We start from the raw sequence: 25,590 nt of genomic DNA, 5'->3' as shown, positions 1-25,590 counted from the left end.
CCCCTAATCCACTTTCGGCGGAGTTGCAAACGTATGGTGTGGGGCCGGACTCGGAACTGTCCATTCCAGGCCTTCTGCCCGTTGCCACGGTTTTGCCTCAGCGGGCTTACCACCACGAATGCACTTGAGCACCAGCCACAAAAAGATCAGTTGCGACAAACCAAATGCAAACCCACCGATAGAAACTATCTGATTCACATCAGCAAACTGAATCGCATAATCCGGGATCCGGCGCGGCATGCCGGCCAGTCCCAGAAAGTGCATCGGGAAAAACAGTACATTGACCGAAATCACCGAGCACCAAAAATGCCAGCGGCTCAGGCGCTCGTCATACATGTGTCCGGTCCACTTTGGCAACCAGTAATAAGCCGCCGCCATAATCGAAAATACCGCTCCCGATACCAACACGTAATGAAAGTGTGCCACGACAAAATAGGTATCGTGATACTGGAAATCAGCTGGGACAATCGCTAGCATCAGCCCTGAAAATCCGCCGATGGTGAACAACACGATGAACGCAATCGCAAACAGCATCGGCGTTTCAAACGTGAGCGAGCCGCGCCACATGGTCGCCACCCAGTTAAAGACTTTGACACCGGTCGGCACTGCAATCAGCATGGTGCAATACATAAAGAACAGCTCAGCGAAGACCGGCATGCCGGTAGTGAACATATGGTGTGCCCAGACCAGAAATGACAGCAGTGCAATACTGCTGGTCGCATAGACCATTGAGTGGTAGCCAAAGAGCTTCTTGCCGCTAAATGCGGGAATTATCGCCGAAATTATACCAAATGACGGCAAAATCATAATGTATACTTCAGGGTGGCCAAAGAACCAGAAAATGTGTTGGAACATCACCGGATCGCCACCACCAGCCGCGTCAAAGAAGCTGGTTCCGAAGTATTTATCGGTCAGCACCATGGTCACCGCCCCCGCCAGCACTGGCATCACCGCAATCAGCAGAAACGCTGTGATCAGCCAGGTCCAGACAAACATCGGTAGTTTGAACCAGGTCATGCCCGGCGCACGCATATTGACTATGGTCACAATAACGTTGATCGCGCCCATAATGGAGCTGATACCCATAATATGCACCGAAAAGACGAACAGTGCCGTGCTGTCCGGCCCATAGGTAGTCGAAAGCGGCGCATAGAAAGTCCAGCCGAAATTGGGTCCGCCGCCCTCAGTAAATAACGACGCAAGCAGGATCAAAAATGCAAATGGCAATATCCAGAAACTGAGGTTATTCATGCGTGGCAGAGCCATATCCGGCGCGCCGATCATCAGCGGGATCATCCAGTTGGCGAGGCCGGTAAAGGCAGGCATCACCGCACCGAACACCATAATCAAGCCATGGACTGTGGTCATCTGATTAAAGAATTCTGGCTCGACCAACTGCAGACCGGGCTGAAACAATTCTGCCCGGATCACCATCGCCATCGCACCGCCGGTCAGGAACATGATAAAGCTGAACCAAAGATAAAGCGTACCGATGTCTTTATGATTGGTGGAATAAATCCAGCGCGCCAGACCCGAAGGCGCCGCGTGATGAGCATGCCCCTCCAGCACCGCGCTACTGTGGGAACGGTTTATATCTGCATCGGCAGCGGGTGCCGATTTTGCGTGCTGTTCGGTCGACGGTTTCATTGCGCCTCCTCGCCAGTGGCTTGTCCCTGAGTTTTAAACGCGTTGATATCCGAAGCCTGCACCGTATCTCCGGTATTATTGCCCCAAGCGTTACGCTGATAGGTGATCACCGCGGCCAGTTCTTTATCGCTGAGCTGGTTACCAAAGGCCTGCATTGCCGTGCCGGAACGGCCGTTTACCACAACACCAAGATGCTGTTCCAGCGGGCCTGTCGCAACCGGGCTGCCTTTAATGGCAGGGAAAGCGCCGGGAACCCCCATACCGGTCGGTTGATGGCACACCGAACAACGCTCAAGATAAATTTTTTCTCCCAGGGCCATCGACTCTTCCAGAGAAACGGAGCTTTGTAGCGCTTGCTGTGCCTCTGCCCGGGCGGCAGCAATCTGCACTTTTTTATCCGCCAACCACGCTTCGTAATTCTGTTCCGTCATGGCATGTACCACAATGGGCATAAAACCATGGGCGCGCCCGCACAGTTCTGCACACTGACCACGGTACACGCCGGGCTTGTCGATTCGGGTCCAGGCTTCATTGATAAAACCGGGGATGGTGTCTTTTTTAACGGCAAAATCAGGCACCCACCAGGAATGGATCACATCATCTGAGGTGAGCAGAAAACGGACTTTGCGGTTGATGGGCAGCACCAGTGGCTGATCCACTTCCAACAAATAATGCGCGCCTTTCTCTTCATTGCCCTCGATCTGTTGCTGAGAAGTGGCTAACAGACTGTAAAACTCAACATCCTGATCGAAGTAGCTGTAGTGCCACTTCCACTGGGAGCCGGTCACTTTAATGGTCAAATCCGACTGTGAGGTATCTTCCATCGCAATGAGTGTGGTGGAGGCAGGAATCGCCATGCCAATCAGGATAAATACAGGGATGATGGTCCAGATAATTTCGACTTTAGTACTTTCGTGGAAATCAGCCGCGACTGCGCCTCTGGACTTGCGATGTTTGAAAATGGCATAGAACATAGCGCCAAACACCACTAAAGCAATGACGACACAGATATAAAAAATCAGCATGTGCAAATGGTAAACCTTGCCACTGATCTCGGTTACACCTTGTGTCATATTCAGCGAATGTTCAGCAGAAATAGCAGGAGCAGCAAAACTAATCAGCAATACATCAGTCAGCAGCCACAGGTTGATGACGAACCTTCTCAAGAGATCTCTCCTTCGCTAAGCCAGAGTAAACTGCGCGTTTCAGGATCCACTCCGTGTGAACATCGAACTCAACACGACTTGTTATATTTATGTTAACCAAAGACTAGTAAGTGTTTCAATTTTGTTCAAGCACGTCGCACGGAAAGTCTTGCGGCCAGATAAGTAACTGAAAATTTGTCCTAAGATTGCTATAGGTTAGGATGACAATACTGGCAGGCGGCTACTCCATTCGCTTGCAGTCGGTTTAGCGATTGCGCCCTCATAACCGAGAATCAATATCACTTAGACTAAAACCTACAATACATTCAACAAGGTGATCGCCATGATGCAACAAGTCACGCAATGGTTAGCAAAAGACCCCGACCTGAAAACGCGCCAAGAACTGCAACGCCTGATTGATACTCAGGCCACAGAGGAACTGGCATCACGCTTTCAAGCGCGCCTCGAATTCGGTACAGCTGGCCTGCGCGGCAAAGTCGGTTGCGGACCAAACCGGATGAATCGTCTGGTGATTCAGGAAACAGCCACCGGACTGGGTGAATACCTCATCAAACACGTCGATAATGCCAAGATGCGAGGTGTAGTCGTCGGTTACGACGGACGCCCTGATTCAAAGCAATTTGCCCATGATACCGCTGCGGTGCTGACTGCCCTTGGCATCAAAGTGTATCTGACCCATAAAGTCGCGCCGACGCCTGTTGTTGCCTTCGGGATCAAACATTTCAAAGCGGCCGCTGCCGTAGTTGTTACCGCCAGTCATAACCCGCCAGAGTATAATGGCTTCAAGGTTTACTGGGAGAATGGCGCGCAAATCATACCGCCTCATGATGGTGGTATAGCCGCTGAAATAGAGCTGGCTGCAACCCGTGCCGTCCCCCTGATGGCACTGGATGATGCCCATCAGATAGGCCTGCTGGAGTGGTTAGATGATGCGTATTACCAGACCTATCGCCGCACTCTGGAAAGCAGTAAGTTACTCAACAATCATACGAATCCGCAAAGTATTACCCTGGCTTATACCGCCATGCACGGTGTCGGCGCGGACATGGCAGAAAGTCTGTTGCGTGATGCCGGATTTAAAAATGTCCTGAGCGTCGCTGAGCAACGTGAGCCGGACGGCCGCTTCCCGACCGTCAATTTCCCCAACCCCGAAGAAGCCGGCGCGATGGATATGGTGATCGCCCTGGCCGATTCTGTTGAGGCCGAGCTGGCCTGCGCCAACGATCCCGATGCTGACCGCTTTGCCGTCGCAGTGCGCCGCAGCGATGGCGAGTATCAGATGCTGACCGGCGATCAGGTCGGAACGCTGTTCGCCGAATACCTGCTCAGTCACACCGATGCCAGCAAGCAGCTGGTCGGCAATACCATCGTCTCTTCCAGCCTGCTGGGCAAAATTGCAGCGGCACACGGCGCACAATATTACCAGACCCTGACTGGCTTCAAATGGCTGACCAATGTCGCGATGCAGCAACAAAGCCCGCAGCATCAGTTCCTGTTCGCTTATGAAGAAGCGCTGGGTTATACCCTGGGGCAAACCGTATGGGACAAAGACGGCCTCTCTGCGCTGGTTGGATTTGCCCAGCTTGCCGCCGAGCTTTACAGTCAAGGTAAAACCATCTGGGATCAGCTCGAAGCCATCTATCGTCAGCACGGCCTGTACGTCACCGCTCAGTGCAGTATTGCGCTCGATCCAACTCAGCCAGCGGTCGGTGACAGACTGCGTGCCGAGCCTCCGCACGAGATTGCCGGCCGGGTAGTCACTGTGATGGAAGATCTGAAATCATCAATACGCTATCTGGCTGATGGCAGCACAGAAAAAATCGACCTGCCTGCCAGTGATGTGCTGATTTACCATCTTGAAGGGGGGGCGCGTGTCATCGTCAGACCGTCCGGTACTGAACCGAAACTAAAATGTTACTACGAGGTGGTGGGCAGCTTCTCTCACAACGAGAGCTATGCCAGTGCCCAGGAACGGGCTGATGAACTACTCTCGCTGCTCATGAGTGAACATCAGCACAGCCTGACCTGAGCCATCAACGACAAAGCCCTGCCAGATAGGCAGGGCTTTGCTCTTGGTATCAGACCAGCCGTCAGTTATACCAAAACATCCAACATGCTAGCATCGTACTCTTGCAGCGGCTGGGCGTCACGAACCAATTCCACATAGTTCGGGTTAGCAATAAACGGACGACCAATCGCCACTAACTCGAATTTGCCCTGTTCTATCGCTTGTGCACTGCTTTGTGCCGTAAAGCCGCCTGATGCCATCAGCGTACCTGAATAGTGTTTGCGCATATACTCCGACACTTTACCATCCAGATAGTCAAATTCCATGCTGTCATCAAACATGCCTTCGTGCAGGTAAGCCAGTTCACGTTTGCCAAGCTCAGCCAGCAGGTAATCGAACACCGCACGATCACGGGCATCCGGGTTGATATGGGTATACGCACCCGGTGACAAACGCAGGCCAGTGCGCTCACCACCGATACGAGCGATGATCGCATCAATAACCGCCAGAGGAAAACGCGCCATATTCTCCGGCGTTTGACCAAATTCATCCTCACGCTGGTTGGTATCAAAGTGCAGGAACTGGTCAAGGAGATAGCCGTTAGCGCCGTGAATTTCCACCCCATCAAAACCTGCCACAAGTGCGTTTTCCGCAGCCGTCACATAATCTTCGATCAGTTGCTCAATCTCTTCTTTACTGGCGGCTTTCGGCACCACATAAGTCAGGTCACGACGACGCGGGACACTGCCATCAAAGGCAAGCGCAGACGGGCCAATCACCTCACCACCACCAAAAAACTCCGGATGAGCCACACGGCCGGTGTGCCATAACTGGGCGAAAATCTTGCCGCCACGCTCATGCACCGCCTGAGTCACTTTAGTCCATCCTGCGATCTGCTCATCGCTGAACAGTCCCGGGGTATCCGGATATCCCTGACCATCGGGGCGGATAATAGTGGCCTCAGAAATAATCAAACCCGCGTCAGCGCGGCGCGCGTAATAGGCCGCCATTTCGTCAGTGGGTATCAGACCAGCAGCGGCCATACAACGCGTCAGCGGCGCCATCACAATGCGGTTGCTTAAGGTGATCTGCTCATTAAGAGCATAAGGTTGAAACAATAAATCGGTCATAGAACTATCCTGGTATTTGAATGCTTACTTTACTTGCGTGCCACTATGCTAGATCAATTTTGAATGATCATTCAAGATATATTTTGAATGACCGTTCAAGATACTTTGTCAGCCTGACAAATTCAGAGTAGAATCAGCCTATCCATTCCAACAGAGAAACGTTGTGCGCGTAGCCGAATTTAACCGAGAGCAGGTATTGCGTTCTGCGATGTATGAATTTATGTCGAAGGGCTTTAATAAAACCAGCATGCAAGATCTAAAAAAAGCCACCGGCCTGCATCCGGGGTCGATCTATTGCGCTTTCGAAAATAAACGTGGCTTACTGCTCGCCGCTCTTGAACATTACGCCAGTGAACGTGAAGCGGAATTCAACGCCATCTTTGCCGCGCAGCCAAGTGTCATGGACGGGTTGAACAGCTATTTCTGTATGGTCATCGACGAATGTGCCCAGGACACGGTCAAAGATTGTCTGCTGCAAAAAGCGCAAAGTGAGTTATCGCAGCAGGATGATGAAGTGGAATCTGTGATTCGTGACACGCTCAATATCTGGAAACAGGGTCTGCGTGATCAGTTGCAACTTGCTCGTCAGCGGGGCGAAATCAGCCCGGAATCGGATTGCGATTTTCTGGCTGATTATCTGGTGATGGGCATCTATGGATTACGCACCTTTGCACATGCTAAACCGAGAAAAGAATTGTTGTGTAAGATGGCTGAACAGCTGCTGGCAACCATCAAAACCCAGTAAATGAACCACTAATATAGCCGTATAGCTAAGGCACATCCTGTGCCGGATTATCCATGGTTGGTTGAACTTATTGGTTTAAAACAAGCCGTCACTCAGCATCCAGCCCGCCAGCAGTAAAAAGATAACGCCCATTACTTTATGCTGATAAGTGCGAAAGCGACGATTGTCCAGCAGCGGACGACCAAATACCCCGACGGCAGCAACCAACAGCAGATTAAATACCAATCCCAGACAGTTAAGCAGCAGACCAAGACTCAGCATCTGCTGGGCAGAACTGGCGGCAATATTGGCTGACACAAACTGAGGTAAAAACATCACAAAAAACAACAACGCCTTCGGGTTGAGCAGGTTACTGACCAAGGCTCGCTGATAAAACGTGGTCGCCAACTGATGTTTATCGTCCAGTTGCGGAGCGTGTTCGGCCCGGGCGCTGAGACAATCCACACTCAACTTGAGTAAATACGCGCCCCCCAACAGATGCAGTACGCTTAGCGCTAACGGGCTGACGGCAATCAGTGCCGACACGCCTAACGCGGCCAGCAAAGTCAGAATAATGCCTGAGGTGGCATTACCCAGGCTGGCAAATACGCCGATTTTTTTTCCATAGCTGAGGCTGGAACTGGCAATCAGCAGCATGTCAGGCCCGGGCAGCAGTAACAGCGCAATCACAGCGGTCAGATACACCGGCAGCACAGTCGGATCAATCATAGTTATCATGTTGTCAAAATCAAAAGGTGGCGGATCTTATATTAATAAGAGACGTAATAACAACACCATTAACTGAAAAAATTCAATTAAAAAGACTATAGTTTCATATGAACGATTGAGAGCAATTTTGTACAAAAATTCTGCCCGCTGATGCAGTAGACTGGTGAATCCTGCCATTACGAGGCCACGATGAATAAGCCACACGACGAACGCAGCAAAGAAAGCGCCCGCTTTCAGATCGCAGATGAGCTGGGCGGTATCGAGCTACTTGATGCTGAATATCATAAGCAGAACTTCTCCCGTCACAGTCACGAAGGGTTCACGGTGGGCGTCATTGAACGTGGGGCTCAGCGTTTTTATCGTACCGGCGGAGAACACGTCGCACCTCAGGACAGCATTATTCTGGTTAACGCCGATGAAGTGCATACCGGCCATTCAGCCGTGGAAGGTGGCTGGGCTTATCGGGCGATGTACCCTCTGCCACAACAGTTTGCCACTATAGCCCGTGAAATGGGCGCCACCCGCTACGGCTCACCCTATTTCCCCAGTGCCGTGGTCAACGATGCCGACCTCGCAAATCAGTTTCGTCTGGTGTTTGATACTCTACAGCATTCAGATAACCGCCTGTTGCGCGAAACGCTGATCTACGCCAGCCTGGTAAAACTGATGACCCGGCATGGTAAACACACACCTCAGGCGCGTGACACAGGCAAACTGCAGCAACCGCTTAAAGTGGTAAAAGAATTTTTGGATGACTTTCCGCAAGCCGGTGTATCCTTGGATGAATTAGCACAGCTGGCTGGTATCAGCGCGTTTCATTTAGTCCGAGCATTTCAGAAAATGTTTGGCCTGCCGCCACACGCTTATCAGATTCAGTTGCGTTTACGCTACGCCAAAACCCTGCTGCGTGCAGGTCATTCGATTGCCGATACCGCTCAGCAGTGTGGTTTTCACGACCAAAGCCACCTGCACCGCCATTTTAAACGAGCCATGGGCATCACTCCGCGCCAATATCTGCAAAGCTGAGCAATTTCATCCAAGTTTTTCTCTGTTCCATGTGGCTAACTCGGAACAATAAACACCACCGGTTACGCTGCATTACGCAGCCAAATTAGTATAATGTCGCCTTCACAATCAGGATGATTTATGAGTAGTACCGTTTTGTCACATGCCAACCCCAATCCTTCTCGCGCCCGCCTGTTCTGGCAGGGCACTGTTGCCATGCTTCCGCTCAGTGTGGCGGTATTGCCCTGGGGACTGTTAGCCGGTTCGTTCGCCATCGATGCGGGTCTCAATCCACTCGAAAGCCAGGCCTTGTCAGCGATCCTGTTTGCAGGTTCGGCGCAGTTGGTGGCCACTGGCATGTTTAAAGCGGGCGCAGGTCTGCTGACCATGCTGATCACCACCCTGTTTATCACCTCACGTCACTTGCTGTACAGCATTTCAATGCGCAGTAAAATCAGTCCGTTACCGACCCGATGGCGCTTAATTCTGGGCTTTCTGCTCACGGACGAATTATTTGCTTTGTGCGGACAACAAAATGAACAGCAATTTAATCGCTGGTATGCACTCGGTGCAGGTCTGAGCTTCTATCTGTGCTGGAATCTGGCCACACTGGCAGGTATCGTTGCCGGCAGTTACATCCCGGCGCTGACTGATCTTGGTCTGGAGTTTGCGGTCGCAGCCACTTTTATCGCGATTGTCGTGCCCAATATCAAAAGTGTGCCGGTTTTGGTGTCTGTGATAGTCGCCCTGGTGCTGTCGGTAACACTTAATGTATTACAGATAGACGGTAGCCTGATGATTGCCAGTATCGGGGCCATGCTGGCCGGTTTTGCCACTGAACAACTTTTGCCACTAAACAACTAATGGGAGGCCGCGCATGATCCTGCTTTCAATCCTCGCCATGACTGCTCTGGTGTTTGTCAGCCGCTACGTTTTTCTCGAACCCAGACTGCCGCTGCGCCTCAGCCCGCGTCTGCAGCGTCTGCTCAGCTACTCGGGCCCGGCGGTTCTGACGGCAATTTGGGCTCCTATCGTTTTTACTCATGAGCACACACTGTGGCTTGGCCAAAACAACCCGTATCTGTGGGCTGCGGCACTGGCTGCTCTGCTGGCCTGGAAAACGAAAAATGTTCTGCTCACCACCGTACTGAGTATGGCTGTCTTTCTGTTCCTTAATCTAGTTACCTTTGCCGCTTAACCAGCAACGGACGCAAATCAGTGGCTGCCAAAAACAAAAAACCACCGCGAAGCGGTGGTTTCAATCAACACTGATATCTTCTAATGCCATTCAATGACATAGAAAGCGATTCACTAAAATAAACCGTTATTCACGAAAATAACACGTTATTCAGCTCCGTTGCTACTCAGCAACCCATTCAATTTCCATCAGGGTTTTATCAGCGCATTTCAGGCGCGCCAGAAACAGGTCATCTTGATGCACCACACCAACTCCGGACGGAGTGCCCGTCATCACGATGTCTCCATCGGCTAACGTCGTATAGGATTGCAGATCATCCAGAATCACGTCGGGTTTGAACATCATCTGACTCACACCACCGCACTGAACTCGTACACAGTTAATATACAACTCCAGTGAGAGCTGTCCGATGTCCAGGCCTTGTAAAGAGATAAAACGGCTCAGAACCGCAGAACCATCAAATGCTTTGGCTCTTTCCCACGACAGTTGCTTGCCTTTCAGCTGTGACTGAAGTTCACGTTTGGTCAGATCTAAACCCAGACCGACAGCGCTAAAACGGCCATTTTCGACCACAAAACAGATCTCAGTTTCATAATGGAGAGCTTCCTGATGAAACGCGTGCAGAGTGCTGGAAATACTGCTATTGGGCTTATTAAACACCACCATCTGGTCCGGAATGACATTGTTGAGCTCTTTCACATGCTCAACATAATTACGCCCGACACAAACCACTTTTGACGGGTAGACCAACCTCTCATCAACACGAACCGAATTCATCTCTCTTCCTTGAACTATGGTGAAAGGAAAAGTGTACCGGATCCGACAGGCACTCCCATCAAATTCTGTCGATGCGATGCCAAAATTAAGATCTGCCGCCCACTCTTAATTCGCAATCTTGCCGATGACTTTTTCACATAACTGCTTGAGCTGAACCAGTTCTGCAACCTCCAGATCAAATTTGCACATCATCGCAGCCGGCACCGTCAGTGCCCGCTCACGCAGGCTTTGTCCCTTTTCGGTCAGGCACAACTCACGCGCCCGTTCGTCAATCGCACTGCGACGGCGCTCGAGTAGACCTTTCCCTTCCAGGCGTTTCAGCAGCGGCGTTAAGGTCCCCGAATCGAGATAAAGTTTTTCGCCCAGCGTTTTTACGCTGATCGCATTTTGCTGCCACAGCACCATCATCACCAGATACTGAACATACGTCAGATCCAGGGCGTCGAGCAGTGGTCGGTAAGCCCTCACTACCGCATTAGCCGCGCTATAAAGAGGGAAACAGAGCTGGTTATCCAGCAACAACATGTCATCGCTACTGGCAGGTAAATCAGTTTGAGAGGAACGGCAATCACTCATTTTTATCACTCGCAATTAAATTGCGCACAATATACTTGCCTTATGAGCAAAGATCGATCTAATATTGCTTACAATTAAATTGCGTACAACTTAAATTACCCTATAGGAGAAGAAAGATGAGTGCTCTATACACAACCAAAGCCACCGCATCAGCAGGTCGTAACGGCAAAGTCAGTACTGATGACGGATTACTGACCCTGGACTTAAGCTACCCGAAAGAGATGGGTGGCACCGGAGCCGCAACCAATCCGGAGCAATTATTTGCCGCAGGTTATGCAGCCTGTTTTTCGAACGCGATTTTACACGTCGCAAGAGAAGCCAAAATCAGCCTCAAGTCGGCCCCGGTCAGTGCGGAAGTCGGTATTATCCAGAACGAGAACGGCGGTTTCGCTTTGACGGTAAATTTAGCGGCAACATTGGAACTGCCGGAGCAACAGGCAGTCGAACTGGTAACTAAATCACACCAGGTTTGCCCTTACTCCAATGCAACCCGCGGCAACATTGCCGTCGGCGTCACTGCCAACGGTATCAAAATTGCCTAATTGGGAGCAAAATTGCACAAAAAGCCGCCACCTGGCGGCTTTATTCATTTTTCTTCAATAAAAACAAAACCTAAACGTCACAAAGCAGAAATCAAACCGTCATTTAAAAATCCTACCTTACTCACATCCAAACGAAAGAGCACCGAAGCTCGTGAACTATGAATAAGGTAATAACAATGAAACAAGCAGCAGTGGCAATCGCCGTTTTCGCAGCCCTGGCATCAGGCTCAGCAATGGCAGCAACCGTTTACAAAGCCGATGGTACCGAACTGAAAGTTGGCGGTCGTATGGAGTTCCGTGGTGACTTCAACGGCACCACCAAAGGCGAAGAAATCGAAGGCACAATGAAAAACAAAAGCCGTATGCGTCTGAACGTGAAAGGCGAAACGGAACTGGCTAACGAGATGAAAGGCTTTGCAGTTTGGGAAGCAGAGCAAGGTGTTAACTCATCTGCTGATAACGACGAAGAATCTGATTTTGACCAACGCTATATGTACGTGGGTCTGAAAGGCCACTTCGGCGCAGTCTCATTCGGCCGTCAGGACAGTGCTGGCGTGCAAATCTCTAACATGTCAGATATTGCTACCTTTACTGGCGACCAAAAGGCATTCATCAACTCAGGTAACGAGCAAATCAACAACACGATTGCTTATGGCTACGAGTTCGACGCTGTCAGCCTGAAAGCAAGCTACATTGCCGGCGAAGAAAAAGATACTGATGGTTTTGGTATCTCTGCAATCTACAACACCCCATTTGGTCTGGATATCGGTCTGGGCTACTCATTCAATGACAATGGTGAAGGTAACGGTTCTGCTGACCAAGTTATCGCGGGCCTGGGCTACACCATTGATCAACTGTACCTGGCAGCAACCTACACCACGGGTGACCTGGACGACGATGCGAACCAGGAGTTTGATGGTGTGGAACTGGTTGCTCAGTACAAACTGACCAAAGAATTCCGCATGATTGCGGCGTACCAGAAACAAACTGAAGAGACCAACGGTGTTGATGAAGACACAGCTGACTTTTTCGAACTGACTGGTCGCTACGACTTCAATAAAAACTTCCGTGGTTACCTGTCTTACATGCTAAACAACCTGGATGAAGAAGACACTGGTTACGATGTAAACGACACCGTTCGCCTGGGTCTGCGCTACGACTTCTGATCCCTCCCTTAATCTTGTGGGATACTGTCCATTGGCCAAGCTTCGCTTGGCCTTTTTTGCACTTCGTGAGTGCAGTATGAGCCGAAACAGTGCTGAGAAAATGCTCAGCCGCTGAATCAAGATTCACCACGTCAGGTTAATCAACGGATATTATTGGCTTTTCAAAGTTGGCATGAGGAATGCTTAGTAGTTAGTACAAATGCAGGCAGCGTTTGTGCTTCTTTTCAGTGATAAGGCAGAAATCACTGATCACTTCATGTTCTTTGACCTCCTTCTGGGAGGTCTTTTTTTTGCACCAAATTCATCACCTTGCCCAAAAACAAAGCAATCATCTGTGTACCATTGCGATAAGAGTAATTCTAACCACTTGATATTAATTAAAATTTAAACATGGCACACTAAATGCTTTATTATTTAGTACAAATGCAGGCAGCGTTTGTGCTTCTTTTCAGTGGTAAGGCAGAAATCACTGATCACTTCATGTTCTTTGACCTCCCTCTGGGAGGTCTTTTTTTTGCACCAAGTTTACTCTCATGCCCTAAAACCAAGCAGCAAAATTGGTTCTACCTCAGCGATAAAAACCTCAATCATCTGATTTTATTGGCTTTATAAAATTGGCATAGAGAATGCATTGCTATCATTACAAATGCAGGCAGCGTTTGTGCTTCTTTACAGTGATATGGCAGAAATCACTGATCACTTCATGTTCTTTACCTCCCTCTGGGAGGTTTTTTTTGCGTGTCATGTATCTGACACCGAAAGGATACTAGTCGCTTTAGCTTGCTCGTTATTTGAGCGGCATCAATATTTTCAAAATCTACGCCTCCTGAAACACAAATGGCATCGACAAATGTGGCGCAGATCAGACCAATACAAAACCAATTGCATAATATAAATCCCGTTTAGCACCGATAGCGAGCTGTGTTTGCGGCAACCTGTCTCTGTCAACCAATCCTGCGTTAAAAATAAACTGAAAGAAAAACACCAAAATCTCTGTCTTAACCTTTAACTCACCCGATTGCACAGCTGACAGCGAATGCTTATGCTGATGATTAATCGGGCTCAAATCAAGATTCAGAGGAATGAGGATGACCAAGCCAATTAAAGTGACACTTTATCGGTGGGCTGGGCAGTTTGGCCCGTTTAAAGTCAAAATACCATGCGGTGAATGCACATTAAGCAAAGATATCCTGGAAGATAGTTTACGCAATGAACTACTGGATGTACCGGTCGATCTGGAAATCAAAGACTGGCTCAGCAACTGGTGGCAGCCACTGCGCTTCGGCGCATGGCACGCACCTATTGTGACGGTGGAAAATCGGGTCGTCAGCCAGGGAGAAGCCCTCAACCGGGGAGCGTTTATTCAGGCTGTGATCAGCGAATGGGTCAAGCGCGACAGATTACAGGGCAATATTGTCTTTGGTAAATACAACTGCCCATATTGTCAAAAAGCCAAGAAGCTGCTCGATACCGCTGGTATTCGCTATCAGTATCATGATGTTGTGAAAGAGAGTGCCGCCCTGTATCGTATGATCCCGGAAGTCAAAGCGCATATCGGTGGTAAAACTCCGGTCACCGTACCGCAGATCTGGCTTAACGGTGACTACATTGGCGGTTGTGATGCGCTTGAACATTGGCTCAAAAGCCATACGGACAGCAACAATGTTATCCACTTCTCAAGCCCGGTCAGTGGTGAATAGCACAGCATTGCTCTGGAGTTACCATCCCATGTTTCGATCTCAGATAGTTTCGATTCCATATAGTTTCGATGCCATATAGTTTCAACCCCGGATAAAAACGAAAAGCCCCGGTTGTGACAACCAGGGCTTCGATAATATTGATGGCTCGCGTTAGCGGCTGATCTTCTTCCACAATGTTTTGATGAAAGACTTTTTCTTCGGCTTAATTTTGCCGTACAGCTCTGCATGCATCAGCTGCTGACCGATCACTTGACTCATGTACAGTGCACCTAAATCATTACCCATGATTTCCCCCCACACTAAGATGTAATTTAACTACATATTGAAGTTAATATAGCATCAAAATGGGATAAAACAAGACATAGGTCACACTTTATAGTAATTAAACAACGAAAAGCAGTAATTACACAACAAATTAGCTGCGTTTAGGCTGTTTATAGGTCTTACCCGCCGCCTGATAAGTGTCCTTCACTTTGACATCAAACAGCGCCTCAAAGAACCAGGCTACAAACTTAATCACATCTTCACCTTCGTTCATGATGTGCTCAACGTATTCCTGCTCTACGCCCTGTTCATCAGTCTGCACAAACACATGATAGATACGTTGTTCACCTTCAATATCAGCCAGAGCAAACTGACCACTCAGAGAGTGTGCCGCTTGCGCGATATCCGCGTCATCCGATTGCTTCAGCAATTCGAGCGCTTGTGGCAGTGATTCTTTCGCACATAGTTCTTTTACCAGCGCTTCAAACTCATTCTGTTGCATCTTGCTTCCTCTTTGATTGCAGTGCCGGATTATAACGATAAGGTGCCCGGCCTGCATCAGCAATACTACATCCCCGGTAATTATCTTTGCGCTGGGCGAACCGCCGGGCATTAAAAATGGGTGGCCAAAGCCACCCACGCGTTATCGCTCAAGCTTAACTTAATTGCCGCGGTAAGTAGAATAAGCGTAAGGGCTCAATAGCAGAGGAATGTGATAATGTGCGTCTTTATCCGTCACATTGAATTCAACCGGAATTTCACTGTAGAAACTGTCGATATGTTGCTTGTCAAAGAATGGAGCAACATCAAAAACCACCCGGTAGTGATCTCCGTCGCCTAAAGCAAAACTGTTGATGCGTCCCTGAGCATTAGTGGTTTGCTCGGACAGTAACTGCCATTCACCGTTCAACTGCTGATAGAAACGCACATCGACGCCTTGCCCTGGTAAACCCTGATTGGTATCCAGCACATGCACGCTGACATCAGCCAAAGCCGGCACACTAATCAATAAAGCAGCAGCCGCTAGGCTACGTTGAATAAACCGGGTCATAGGTGTTTGCTTAACCATTTATAGTTACCTCTGTTTGTAATGAATATGCCCATCACAAGACCCGGAGACTGCGATAAATATTTCAACTGATGCAAAATTTTTCCGTACGGCTAAGGGTTTATTCCCGGAGAAAAGTGTTTATAGTGGTGCTCTTTAACCATTGGCTCAGTTTTCCCCACCGAAAAGAGCGCTCGATAGGAATATGTTATGGATTGGCTGCAAAGTGTTACCACTTATACCCGCGTGGTTGAGGAAGGCAGCTTTAATGGTGCGGCACGCAAGCTCAATACCACCAGCTCAGCGGTCAGCAAACGTATCCATTGGCTAGAGGAGCGCATTGGCGTTCAACTGCTCAAGCGAACTACCCGCTCGGTCACCCAGACCGAAGCTGGTGCACTTTTTTATCAGCGAGCCAAGTCACAGCTGGAAAGCTGGCAATCTGTCGTCGATGAAACCCGCTCGCTCAACCAAAGCCCGGCCGGACTGCTAAAAATCGGTGCCACTTTGGCGGTAGGTTCAAAATTCCTGATGCAATATGTCGACGAGTTTCTTCATCTTTATCCCGATATTCGTATCCAGTTGACGACCACAACGCCAGGCCAGTTACCTGAACTGCATCTTGACCTGTTTATCAGCCGTGAAATCGAGCAGCTCAATTCCCTCAGCTTTAAAGCGACAGCCCTATTTGAGCATCACGCCGGCTTTTACGCCTCTCCGCAATATCTGCAGCGGAACGGCATGCCAACCCGGCTACAAGATCTTAATAACCACAATGTCTTATGCTGGGGTGAGCAGACCCGGCGCGAGATGAAAACCAGTAATAATCAACGTATCACGGTATCGGGTAACTTTGCTACGACCAACCCTGAAGCCCTGTTTTATGCCGGTAAATGTGGCATGGGTATTGTGGTCTCCAACCATGTCATGCTGAAAGAAGAACTCAGACAGGGAGCATTGGTGCGTATTTTACCTGACATTACTATCGATCAGGCCACGGTCTATGCCTACTACCCGAAACTGGATTATCAGCACACGCGCACCCAGTTGTTTCTCAATTTCCTCAAACAGAAACTGGCTCAGTCACAGGACAAAATGCTCACCTTTGGATAATGTCGCAAACCGAAAAAAAGCATTCATTCAGGTAAAACTAAGTAACATGTTGATTTGCGATAACTAATACTACTTATCTGCGCAGAGCCGCGCAGATAGTGGAAAATTGTGATAATTTCAGCCATAGTAACCAAGAGCATAATATGATATCAGTTACTTAATTCCCATCAGTCTGTCTGAGACAACGTGAGTGCGAATTATGACTACAACGTCACTGGCTAGAAACGCCGTTAGTCTGGAAACCATAAACGAATTGCTTCTGCTGGAAGAGCACGCATTACTGGACAGAGCGGCCAGAGTGCTGCATTCGCATTTCAGCACGTTTTGTACCTGCATTGTCGAACTCGATAAATCTCATTACAAGGCCCATCCTCTCTCCTATGCGGCCGGCAAGGAACTAAAAGTCAGCCCGTGCTACCAGTTGAAAGGCACCCCTAGTGAGCAGGTGGCAAAATCTAAACAGGAGTTTTGCCTGTTTCCCTCTCAGGTCAGTAAGATTTTTCCGTTTGATGATTTTCTGGCAGACAATCAGATTGAGTCGTATATCGGCGTACCTTTGCGCACCAACAATGGCGAAGTGCTGGGGATATTGATTTCAACCTTTACCGAAACCATGCACGATGAAGGGAGCATGGTGGAATACCATCGTATTATTGCGCGCATCATCGTCCATTCGCTGCGTAACAAATGGTTATCTGAGCGCTCTGACAGCCTGGTCAATCAGCTGAGTTATGAAGTGTCGCATGACAATCTGACCAACCTGATGAACCGCAATTATCTGTCAGATAAATTAGAGCGTCTGGTCGAGACCAGCAGTGAGCCGTTTACGCTCGCCTACCTTGATATTGACAATTTTAAGGCCATCAATGACCTGTATGGACACTATATTGGCGACCAGATCATTCGGTTTGTCGCTAATTCGATCTTGCAATGCGTGCGTGAGGAGAACCTGACATTTCGGATTGCCGGCGATGAGTTCGCATTTATCACCTACTCATCAGACCCACTCAAAATTTGCCGCTCCATTCTCGATAAACTCGAACAAGGCTACTTCGATCCGTCCCATCGCATCAAAGTCAGCCTCAGTATCGGTATTGCGAAAAAAGGACCGGAAGCGATTAGCGCTGACCAGCTGATACTCAATGCCAGCCTGGCGCTGAAAGATTGTAAACAGAGCCGCAGCAGCCAGATTCGCTGCTATGACACTCACCTGAGCAGTCAGTATCACCGCCGCACTCAAATCATTGACGCTCTGCGCAGTGAACTGGATAAAACCAGTGTCACCGAGGCGGAAATTTTTATAGTCGTACAGCCCATCGTGCAGCGTGGCCAGAGCGATTGGAACTATTATGAAGTCCTGGCGCGCTGGAATCATCACAGCATGGGCTTCATTTCTCCGGTTGAGTTTATCGAAGCGGCCGAGCAGTCCGGGCTGATCATTGAACTTGGGGAGCGTATTGTCGAACTGGCCTGTGAAGCCAAGGCCGCGTTAGAGGCGGAACTGGGTTACAAAGTTAAGTTAGGCCTCAACTGCTCTGCGTATGAATTAACCAATTCGACCCGTTATCTCAATCACTTAATGCACACACTCAACCGTTATCAGTTCGCTCCTCATGAGTTCACCATTGAGCTGACCGAGACGGTGCTATTATCACAAACCAATGAGGTGAAGTATATTCTCGACCGACTAAGAGAACTCGGTTTTACCGTCGCACTGGATGATTTTGGCACCGGCTATTCCAGTCTCAATTACATCCATAGTTATCCGATCGACTGCATCAAGATAGACGCTAGCTTTATTCGCAACATGTTGTGCAATGAAAACTCGGAGCGGGTCGTCTGGCTGATTATCCAGCTCGCCAAACAGTTACAGGTCGACTTGGTCGCCGAAGGCGTGGAAAGCCAGGATGAGTTAGACAAGCTCTATTCGATGGGCTGTGAGCAAATTCAGGGCTACTTTTTCTCAAAACCGGACAGGCCGGCCCACATTGCTCAGCTGTGGCGTGAAAACCGCGCTAAGCTGGCCGGTACCCGTTCAGAAAACGCCGAACAGACCAGTCGTCCCGATCAAAGTAATCATCCCGATCAAAACAATTATCGCGATTAACCCTCATCATCGCGGTTAACACGGCGGCGAGGTTGGTGGTGGTCAACGTGGTTTGGCCGGGCGAACGCATGAAAAAAGGCCCTGTAATACAGGGCCTTTGTCTTACAACGCTGGTGATACCCGGCAACCTATTGACCCGGCACACTGCTCATTAAGAGCCTGATTCCGGTGTTGCTTCACTGGCTGAAACTTCATTGGCGGACGATGTCTCGGCCTGGTTTGCGGCCAGTAAACCTTCCTGCTGTTCCAGCATGGTGTCGAGCTGATCACGGCGCGCGATAAAATTCGCCATATCCTTTTTCGGCACTGAATTTGCCATTGGAATTTTCGCCGTCATCGGATTGACCGGATGTCCGCGTACAATCAACTCATAATGGATATGCGGCCCGGTAACTCGACCGGTAGCACCAGACAAAGCAATACGTTGACCACGGGTAATCTTCTGGCCTTTGTGAACCAGAATTTTACTCAGGTGCAGATAACGCGTGGTATAGGTACTGCCATGGTTAATCACCACGTACTTACCGGCGTAAGGATGGTTGCGGGTCATCACGACTACACCATCACCGGTTGCTAAGACCGGTGTGCCGGTCGGCGCAGCAAAGTCAGTGCCGTTATGCGGCGCGATGCGACCAGTCACCGGATGACGACGCTGCGGATCAAACGGTGAAGACATACGCCACTTGTGAGCACTTGGATAGCGCTGGAAAGCGCGTTGCAGGCTCTCACCATTTTTATCGTAATACTGACCATCTTTGTAAAGATACGCGGTGACTTCATTACTGCGACCCAAAATCTTAATCGCCTGAATCTCACGGTTGCCCGTCAGTTTATCGCCAACGTATTGACGCGATAGCACAACTTCGAACCGGTCACCGGCACGCAAATCACGCCCAAAATTAATTTTATCTTTCAGCAACGTCACTATCTGATCGATATCTGAGCTTCCCAGACCCAACTGATTTGCCGACTGCGAGAAACTGCCCTGAATTTCACCAATCAACGCAAACTCTTTCCATTTGCCCGGAATTTTAACGTCCTTGAACTCGTAGCCACCATCCGGTGTTCGAGAATACACCGCGCGCTCGACCATGCTGAATTCCAGCTCCATTTTGACCAGGCTCTTACCATCCTGACCTTTCCAGAAGCGCAAAATATTGCCCGGTTTCAGCGTATCCAGTGCGAGGTAGTTTAAATCGGTTTCCATTACCTTCATCATTTCCTGGTAGGTAAATCCCAGTTGCGTGAAGATAGAGCTCAGATTATCACCAGATTGAATCTCATATTCATAATCCGGATAGACCCGCTGTGAGTCTGCCGAATCAGACAGAATCGACTCCACGATTTGCGATTCTGGAATCGACAATTCGATAGTTCGTGGATACGAAGGACTGTTAAGCGAAGATGAGATGGCTGCCACTGCCAGTAGGGGTAATCCTACAACTGATGCTTTCTTGCGTTTAGAAAGCTCAGAAAATCGTAATATTAAAGACTTCGGTAGCACAATCTAACCCGTGGATAATGTTAAAAGAGCACAAAGAGTAAGTTTTTTTTGGCTAAAAGTCACCTGTAGAGTGTCATACAGTGTCAATCGCAGATTAAAAAGGCACCGCAGTGCCTTGTAAGATTTATGTTAGATTTCGCTGATATTATGCTCGCCCACCCGGATAGAATGGCTCACTAAGCGGGGGGCGACATCGCAGCAACGGATAAATTGGCTACTGATACGTTTTCACCAGGCAGTTATCTTCGCCAAAACCGTTCGGGATGTATTGATCGGCCTCAGCATCATTGACCCACTGCTCAGTATCGAGCAGATAGCGGAACTGATACTCACCATCTTTAGGTAAACGCGTTTTGTATTTAAAGGTGCCGGTTTTGGCCACTTTTTTCATGGGTTCAGGCTGCCAACCAAGAAAATCAGCCACAATTTCGACCGTTGAGGCTTGTGACGGAACGTCCAGCTCAAACGTCACTTCCACTTCATCTTTGGTTTTAAAGAAACGCTTATTAATCATGTCAAAACTCCATTTTTGAAAAAATCACTCCGCTCGCTGACTATAAAACTAACCTGCTGTAGAAAAAAGCATCATCTGCAGATAAGAAAATCAGCTCTGTATAAAGTCGTCAGTCATACGTGAAACGAACCAGCCACAGATGTTCAGTACGCATCAGCGGCTTTGGACACCCGGCAGATATTGCACAGTCCGGGCACAACGCCTGCAGTGACACTGGCTGTTCATTGTTATTGAATTAACTGATATTTCTGCGATATACCCACCAGTATAGACTTAAACTTTGTCGGGACCTCACTCACAGCCTGATTCTCATCATGAGTCAGCAGAGAAACGTTAAGTTGGTCATCCTTTTGTTCTAATGCCTGCACCACAATACGATCGCCTAACCAAAGACTGTCAGTCATCACCATGCGTTGCCGCTGGGCATCAAACTCAAACAAGGCGAGATAGTACATCAGAGCACGGCTCTGATCAGATACCCGGATAATACCGGCATAGCCATACCGCTGAGAGTATTGCGCCAGTTTGAGCACAGTCCTGGCATCGAGCGCCACCTCGCCACGTTGCTGACCTGAATCGTAAGAACCCAATAGCAATCCCCGGACATCATCGCGACGATTGATCAAGGCAAAAGCAAAAGAGCCAGGCACGCCAATCGTTAAAGGTGCACTAACCTTAACATCAAATAATTGTTCGACAATCTCATCGCTGCTGGCCGGACGGGAAGGAAATTTGGCCAGAATGTCATCATCCGACAAAGAGAACCGATACACCCCTGCGGCTACGACCAACACCAACAACAACAGTGGCGTCAGTAATATTAAAGGAATCGGCAGCCCGCGTTTTCTCATTGTTTTTTCTCCCAAGCGTTTATCTTCCAAGCGATTCGCCTCCAGGCGGTTGCCTGCAAAAAGCGGGCTCTTCATCATTCTGGCCTCGCTAACCACCCCAATACACCACGATTAGCGGGCACTATACCTCAATCTTGACCCCGGTTTACCGGAGCACAAGCAAAATGTGCAGCGCCCCGGGTTTCACTTTACAGCGTTAGCAATGAGCGTAGAATCCACTCGCTCATCACCATTACTTTTGTAAGGTTTTTTCTTATGTTTGCCATCTATGAGTCCTATCAGGCCGGCTTACTTAAATCCGGCCACTGGACACGTAATCTCGTTGCCGGTCTGATCGTCGGTGTCGTGGCGCTGCCACTGGCCATGGCATTTGCGATTGCGTCCGGAGTCAAACCCGAGCAAGGCATTTATACTGCCATTTTTGCCGGTATCATAGTGTCGTTATGCGGTGGATCCCGGGTTCAGATAGCAGGCCCCACCGGCGCATTTATTGTCATTCTGGCGGGAATAGTCTCTGAACACGGCATCGTGGGGCTACAAATCGCCACCATGATGGCCGGAGCCATTTTACTGCTGCTCGGCATCAGTAAGCTCGGCAGTATCATCCGTTTCATTCCCGATCCGGTTATCGTCGGATTTACCAGCGGCATCGGTGTCATCATCTGGGTTGGTCAGTGGCGCGAATTTTTTGGTCTGCCCGCAATTCACGCCGAACATTTTCATCAGAAACTGCTGGCTCTGCTGCAAGCGTTGCCGCATCTGGATCTCACCACTACGCTGCTGGCGCTGTTATCTCTGGCCTTGGTGCTGCTCACGCCTAAAATTCCGCGCTTGAATAAAATTCCCGGCCCTTTAGTCGCTCTGGTTGTGGTCACCGTGCTGCAATATTGCCTCCAGTTCGAGGGGGTTCGAACCATAGGGTCTGCATTTGGCGGTATTCCCCAGGGCCTGCCCGATTTGTCCGTCCCCGATGTCAGCCTAGCGCAAGTTCTCAGTCTGATTGGACCGGCCTTTGCCATCGCCATGTTGGGTGCGATTGAATCTTTGCTGTCTGCGGTCGTCGCTGATGGCATGGCAGGCACCAAACACAACTCCAATCAGGAACTGGTTGGCCAAGGCATCGCGAATATGATTACTCCCCTGTTTGGCGGCATCGCCGCGACCGGAGCAATCGCACGCACTGCAACCAATATCCGTAATGGGGGCAACAGCCCGATTGCCGGCGTGGTGCATGCCCTGACTCTGGTGGTGATTATTCTGGCCCTGGCGCCGCTGGCCGTTAACATCCCGCTTGCTACACTGAGCGCGATATTGTTTGTGGTGGCGTGGAATATGAGTGAGGCAGGCCACTTCGTGAAACTTGTCCGCCGGGCGCCACGCGCCGATGTGGTGATCCTGCTGATAACTTTCTTGTTGACCGTGTTTGCCGATCTGGTCGTCGCCGTCAATATCGGGGTTATTCTTGCTATTCTGCATTTTGTCAAACGCATGGCAGCCAGTGTTGAGGTCACCGCCAATACCAGTCAGGATCTCAGCCAGGAACTTCGCGAGTACAACCTGACCGTATTACCTCGCGACATCGCGGTCTACGCTCTGGACGGCCCCTTCTTTTTTGCCGCCGCAGAGAGCTTTGAGCGAGTCATGACCAGTATCGCCCAGCCGCCCCGTATTTTGATCATTCGTCTGAAGTGGGTGCCTTTTATGGATATTACCGGCTTGCAGACACTGGAAGAGATGGTGAGCCGCTTCCAACACCAGCAGGTTAATGTCTTGCTCTCCGGTGCCAATCCCAGAGTGGCACACAAGCTGCGTCGGGCAGGAATTGTCGCCTTGCTGGGTGAGCAGAATATCCAGCCGGATTTTCATCATGCCCTGGGCGCTGCGCTGGCCATGACAGAAGCGGCCACAGACAAGAATCCATCCTTCAACTGAACATTACTAATTACCCATTTTGTCCTCTTCACCCCTGAATTTACAAATCAGGGGTGTTTTTTTGACCGCAATGCTGAGTTATTAACCTCTTTTGTGTTCTTTCACCATAACGCGCTATGGGACTGTGTTCATGGTCACATAAAAAGCACAAACCATTTTAAACATTCCATTCACCAATGTAACAATAACAAAACAATTAACTATATTGCAGCCACTCCATAGTGAAATAAAGTGAATATTTAACGATATTTAATGAATAGTATTGCTCAAAACATAAAAACTAGATATTCTTGCGTGCATGAGTAAATAGGGATATTGAGTGAATGACTATGCCAGGGAGTGGGTATTACTTGAACCAGTGGTATCACGAGAGACGCAATGCAAGATAACGCTCAAACTATTAAATCACCGGCAGAAAACACTTCTTCCGGCAGCTTCTGGATGTTCCTGATCCCTTCTCTGATCGGGCTTTTCCTGTTTATGGCACCGATCAGCTATCAGGACTCTCTGACGATTCCTGTCGCTATTCTGGCCAAATCGATTCAAGCGGTACTGGGTGACAGCCTGGTTGCTATCGTGACCATCATCATCGCTTTTATGTCGGTTGCTTCCGTGTTGACCAAACTTTTCCAGCCGACCTGGATCACTCAACGTCCGTTTCTGAATGGCCTGTTCAATCCGAACTGGATCTGGCTCGTGGTACGTATCATTGGCGGCGCGGCAGTGATCATGACCTTTTTCCAAATTGGTCCTAAAGCGGTTTGGGAAGAAAACACCGGTGGTCTGGTGCTGGAAGGCCTGCTACCGACCTTGTTCTCAGTATTTATTTTCGCTGGCCTGTTGCTGCCGCTGCTGTTGAACTTTGGTTTGCTGGAACTGATGGGTGCATTGCTGAGCAAGATCATGCGTCCGCTGTTTAACCTGCCAGGACGCAGTGCGATTGACTGTGTGGCTTCTTGGCTGGGTGACGGCAGTGTCGGTATTCTGCTGACCAGTAAACAGTACGAAGGTAAATTTTATACTCAACGTGAAGCTGCGGTCGTTGGCACCACCTTTTCTGCAGTATCGATTACTTTCAGCCTGATCGTCATTGCACAGGTAGGCCTGGAGCATCTGTTCTTGCCATTCTATGCCGCTATCTGTCTGGCTGGTTTGGTTGCTGCAGTGATCATCCCTCGTCTGCCACCACTTAGCCTGAAGAAAGACACCTACATCGATGGCAGTAAGCCGCAAGCAGATCAAGATGCGGTACCACAAGGGCATACTGCGTTTTCATGGGGCATGAATCTGGCGCTGGCTAAAGCTGGACAAGTTGGTTCGCTGAAACACGTATTGGCTGAAGGCGTACGCAACGCTGTTGATATGGTATTCGGGGTACTGCCTGTGGTGATGGGTCTGGGTACGATTGCGCTGGTTATCGCTGAATATACCTCTGTGTTCTCGATTCTGGGTCAGCCGTTTGTGCCTTACCTAGAACTGTTGGGCATTCCGGAAGCAGTTCAGGCATCACAGACCATGGTTGTGGGGTTTGCCGACATGTTCATTCCGGCAATTCTGGCCGCTTCAATCGATAACGAAATGACCCGTTTTGTGATTGCCGCCATGTCGGTAACACAGCTGATCTACTTATCCGAAGTGGGTGCTTTGCTACTGGGCAGCCGTATTCCGGTCAACATTGTCGAGCTGTTCGTGATTTTCATCCTGCGCACCCTGATCACACTGCCTGTGATCGCTGGTGTTGCCCACCTGATTTTTTGATTCCGGTTGTAACAAAACGATGCAAAACAGCCTCACTGTGTGAGGCTGTTTTGGTTTATCACCGGCTTACTTTCCATTCACTCCTATCAACAAAGCGCCTAGCGAAAACCGCCCTATATCCTGTGCTTTGG

General features: G+C 49.4%; 25 protein-coding genes. 13 read left to right on the top strand and 12 right to left on the bottom strand.

From position 1 onward, the window contains the following. Positions 1 to 3: 3 nt before the first annotated feature. Both ctaD and coxB read right to left on the bottom strand, forming a co-directional pair. Positions 4 to 1,647 carry a cytochrome c oxidase subunit I gene (gene ctaD / locus E6C74_RS05755; protein ID WP_136483743.1) on the bottom strand — a complete coding sequence of 548 codons (1,644 nt, stop codon included), beginning with the start codon at positions 1,645 to 1,647 and terminating at the stop codon, positions 4 to 6. Continuing rightward, entirely contained in the window at positions 1,644 to 2,813 is a 1,170-nt protein-coding gene (gene coxB, locus E6C74_RS05750; protein WP_168796968.1) for a cytochrome c oxidase subunit II, read from the bottom strand. Before coxB ends, ctaD begins: the two co-directional genes overlap by 4 nt. A gap of 322 nt (positions 2,814 to 3,135) precedes the next feature. Between coxB and E6C74_RS05745 the strand changes: the two genes are divergently transcribed. Next, positions 3,136 to 4,842 carry a phospho-sugar mutase gene (locus tag E6C74_RS05745; RefSeq protein WP_136483742.1) on the top strand — a complete coding sequence of 569 codons (1,707 nt, stop codon included), beginning with the start codon at positions 3,136 to 3,138 and terminating at the stop codon, positions 4,840 to 4,842. Positions 4,843 to 4,907: 65 nt separating this feature from the next. Here the strand turns inward: E6C74_RS05745 and E6C74_RS05740 are convergent, their stop codons facing one another. Further along, positions 4,908 to 5,951 carry an alkene reductase gene (locus E6C74_RS05740; protein WP_136483741.1) on the bottom strand — a complete coding sequence of 348 codons (1,044 nt, stop codon included), beginning with the start codon at positions 5,949 to 5,951 and terminating at the stop codon, positions 4,908 to 4,910. A gap of 163 nt (positions 5,952 to 6,114) precedes the next feature. Here E6C74_RS05740 and E6C74_RS05735 point away from each other — a divergent pair, with 163 nt between their 5' ends. Then, positions 6,115 to 6,696 (top strand): TetR/AcrR family transcriptional regulator, encoded by a 582-nt coding sequence (locus tag E6C74_RS05735; protein ID WP_206208380.1) that lies wholly within the window; start codon positions 6,115 to 6,117, stop codon positions 6,694 to 6,696. 75 nt (positions 6,697 to 6,771) lie between these two features. On the opposite strand, the gene E6C74_RS05730 is transcribed toward E6C74_RS05735, so the two are convergent. Continuing rightward, positions 6,772 to 7,404 carry a LysE family translocator gene (locus E6C74_RS05730; protein WP_136483740.1) on the bottom strand — a complete coding sequence of 211 codons (633 nt, stop codon included), beginning with the start codon at positions 7,402 to 7,404 and terminating at the stop codon, positions 6,772 to 6,774. A 189-nt stretch (positions 7,405 to 7,593) separates the two neighbouring features. Between E6C74_RS05730 and E6C74_RS05725 the strand changes: the two genes are divergently transcribed. From E6C74_RS05725 to E6C74_RS05715, 3 genes are all read left to right on the top strand, one after another. Continuing rightward, entirely contained in the window at positions 7,594 to 8,430 is an 837-nt protein-coding gene (locus E6C74_RS05725) for an AraC family transcriptional regulator (RefSeq protein ID WP_136483739.1), read from the top strand. Between the two features lie 120 nt (positions 8,431 to 8,550). Beyond that, positions 8,551 to 9,273 carry an AzlC family ABC transporter permease gene (locus E6C74_RS05720; protein ID WP_136483738.1) on the top strand — a complete coding sequence of 241 codons (723 nt, stop codon included), beginning with the start codon at positions 8,551 to 8,553 and terminating at the stop codon, positions 9,271 to 9,273. Positions 9,274 to 9,286: 13 nt separating this feature from the next. Next, positions 9,287 to 9,607, top strand: a complete 321-nt coding sequence (locus E6C74_RS05715; RefSeq protein WP_136483737.1) for an AzlD domain-containing protein — start codon at positions 9,287 to 9,289, stop codon at positions 9,605 to 9,607. A 162-nt stretch (positions 9,608 to 9,769) separates the two neighbouring features. Here E6C74_RS05715 and E6C74_RS05710 read toward each other — a convergent pair whose 3' ends face one another. Then, positions 9,770 to 10,384, bottom strand: a complete 615-nt coding sequence (locus E6C74_RS05710) for a fumarylacetoacetate hydrolase family protein (protein WP_136483736.1) — start codon at positions 10,382 to 10,384, stop codon at positions 9,770 to 9,772. A gap of 105 nt (positions 10,385 to 10,489) precedes the next feature. Further along, positions 10,490 to 10,960 (bottom strand): MarR family transcriptional regulator, encoded by a 471-nt coding sequence (locus tag E6C74_RS05705; RefSeq protein WP_136483735.1) that lies wholly within the window; start codon positions 10,958 to 10,960, stop codon positions 10,490 to 10,492. Between the two features lie 116 nt (positions 10,961 to 11,076). Between E6C74_RS05705 and E6C74_RS05700 the strand changes: the two genes are divergently transcribed. The 4 genes from E6C74_RS05700 (at position 11,077) to E6C74_RS05685 (ending at position 14,368) form a co-directional block, all read left to right on the top strand. Next, positions 11,077 to 11,502 (top strand): organic hydroperoxide resistance protein, encoded by a 426-nt coding sequence (locus E6C74_RS05700; RefSeq protein ID WP_136483734.1) that lies wholly within the window; start codon positions 11,077 to 11,079, stop codon positions 11,500 to 11,502. Between the two features lie 176 nt (positions 11,503 to 11,678). Beyond that, positions 11,679 to 12,668 (top strand): porin, encoded by a 990-nt coding sequence (locus tag E6C74_RS05695; RefSeq protein ID WP_136483733.1) that lies wholly within the window; start codon positions 11,679 to 11,681, stop codon positions 12,666 to 12,668. Positions 12,669 to 13,070: 402 nt separating this feature from the next. Continuing rightward, on the top strand, positions 13,071 to 13,280 hold the full coding sequence (locus E6C74_RS05690) for a hypothetical protein (RefSeq protein WP_136483732.1): 210 nt from the start codon (positions 13,071 to 13,073) through the stop codon (positions 13,278 to 13,280). Between the two features lie 476 nt (positions 13,281 to 13,756). Beyond that, positions 13,757 to 14,368: a glutaredoxin gene (locus tag E6C74_RS05685; RefSeq protein WP_136483731.1), complete on the top strand. Its 612-nt coding sequence runs from the start codon at positions 13,757 to 13,759 to the stop codon at positions 14,366 to 14,368. 150 nt (positions 14,369 to 14,518) lie between these two features. Here E6C74_RS05685 and E6C74_RS21195 read toward each other — a convergent pair whose 3' ends face one another. The 3 genes from E6C74_RS21195 to uraH form a co-directional block, all read right to left on the bottom strand. Beyond that, entirely contained in the window at positions 14,519 to 14,653 is a 135-nt protein-coding gene (locus E6C74_RS21195) for a hypothetical protein (protein ID WP_256611436.1), read from the bottom strand. A gap of 130 nt (positions 14,654 to 14,783) precedes the next feature. Continuing rightward, complete coding sequence (locus tag E6C74_RS05680; protein WP_136483730.1) at positions 14,784 to 15,134, bottom strand: hypothetical protein; 351 nt, start codon at positions 15,132 to 15,134, stop codon at positions 14,784 to 14,786. Positions 15,135 to 15,293: 159 nt separating this feature from the next. Beyond that, on the bottom strand, positions 15,294 to 15,701 hold the full coding sequence (uraH, locus tag E6C74_RS05675; protein WP_240798128.1) for a hydroxyisourate hydrolase: 408 nt from the start codon (positions 15,699 to 15,701) through the stop codon (positions 15,294 to 15,296). Positions 15,702 to 15,890: 189 nt separating this feature from the next. Between uraH and E6C74_RS05670 the strand changes: the two genes are divergently transcribed. Both E6C74_RS05670 and E6C74_RS05665 read left to right on the top strand, forming a co-directional pair. Continuing rightward, entirely contained in the window at positions 15,891 to 16,793 is a 903-nt protein-coding gene (locus E6C74_RS05670) for a LysR family transcriptional regulator (protein ID WP_136483729.1), read from the top strand. Positions 16,794 to 16,992: 199 nt separating this feature from the next. After that, positions 16,993 to 18,900 (top strand): GGDEF domain-containing phosphodiesterase, encoded by a 1,908-nt coding sequence (locus E6C74_RS05665; protein WP_136483728.1) that lies wholly within the window; start codon positions 16,993 to 16,995, stop codon positions 18,898 to 18,900. A gap of 151 nt (positions 18,901 to 19,051) precedes the next feature. Here the strand turns inward: E6C74_RS05665 and E6C74_RS05660 are convergent, their stop codons facing one another. From E6C74_RS05660 to E6C74_RS05650, 3 genes are all read right to left on the bottom strand, one after another. Next, on the bottom strand, positions 19,052 to 20,404 hold the full coding sequence (locus tag E6C74_RS05660) for a peptidoglycan DD-metalloendopeptidase family protein (RefSeq protein WP_168796967.1): 1,353 nt from the start codon (positions 20,402 to 20,404) through the stop codon (positions 19,052 to 19,054). A gap of 214 nt (positions 20,405 to 20,618) precedes the next feature. After that, positions 20,619 to 20,918: an isoamylase early set domain-containing protein gene (locus E6C74_RS05655; RefSeq protein WP_136483726.1), complete on the bottom strand. Its 300-nt coding sequence runs from the start codon at positions 20,916 to 20,918 to the stop codon at positions 20,619 to 20,621. Between the two features lie 227 nt (positions 20,919 to 21,145). After that, positions 21,146 to 21,847, bottom strand: a complete 702-nt coding sequence (locus tag E6C74_RS05650) for a hypothetical protein (RefSeq protein WP_240798127.1) — start codon at positions 21,845 to 21,847, stop codon at positions 21,146 to 21,148. A gap of 177 nt (positions 21,848 to 22,024) precedes the next feature. Between E6C74_RS05650 and E6C74_RS05645 the strand changes: the two genes are divergently transcribed. Both E6C74_RS05645 and E6C74_RS05640 read left to right on the top strand, forming a co-directional pair. Then, positions 22,025 to 23,701 (top strand): SulP family inorganic anion transporter, encoded by a 1,677-nt coding sequence (locus E6C74_RS05645; protein WP_136483725.1) that lies wholly within the window; start codon positions 22,025 to 22,027, stop codon positions 23,699 to 23,701. Positions 23,702 to 24,079: 378 nt separating this feature from the next. Then, positions 24,080 to 25,459, top strand: coding sequence for a YjiH family protein (locus E6C74_RS05640; RefSeq protein ID WP_136483724.1), 1,380 nt, complete (start codon positions 24,080 to 24,082; stop codon positions 25,457 to 25,459). Positions 25,460 to 25,590: the final 131 nt, after the last annotated feature.

Source organism: Vibrio sp. H11, assembly GCF_004804295.1.
In the GTDB taxonomy this organism is placed as follows: domain Bacteria; phylum Pseudomonadota; class Gammaproteobacteria; order Enterobacterales; family Vibrionaceae; genus Vibrio; species Vibrio ostreae.
Note: the sequence above shows the minus strand (reverse complement) of the source record. Positions and strands in the feature narration are given on the sequence as shown.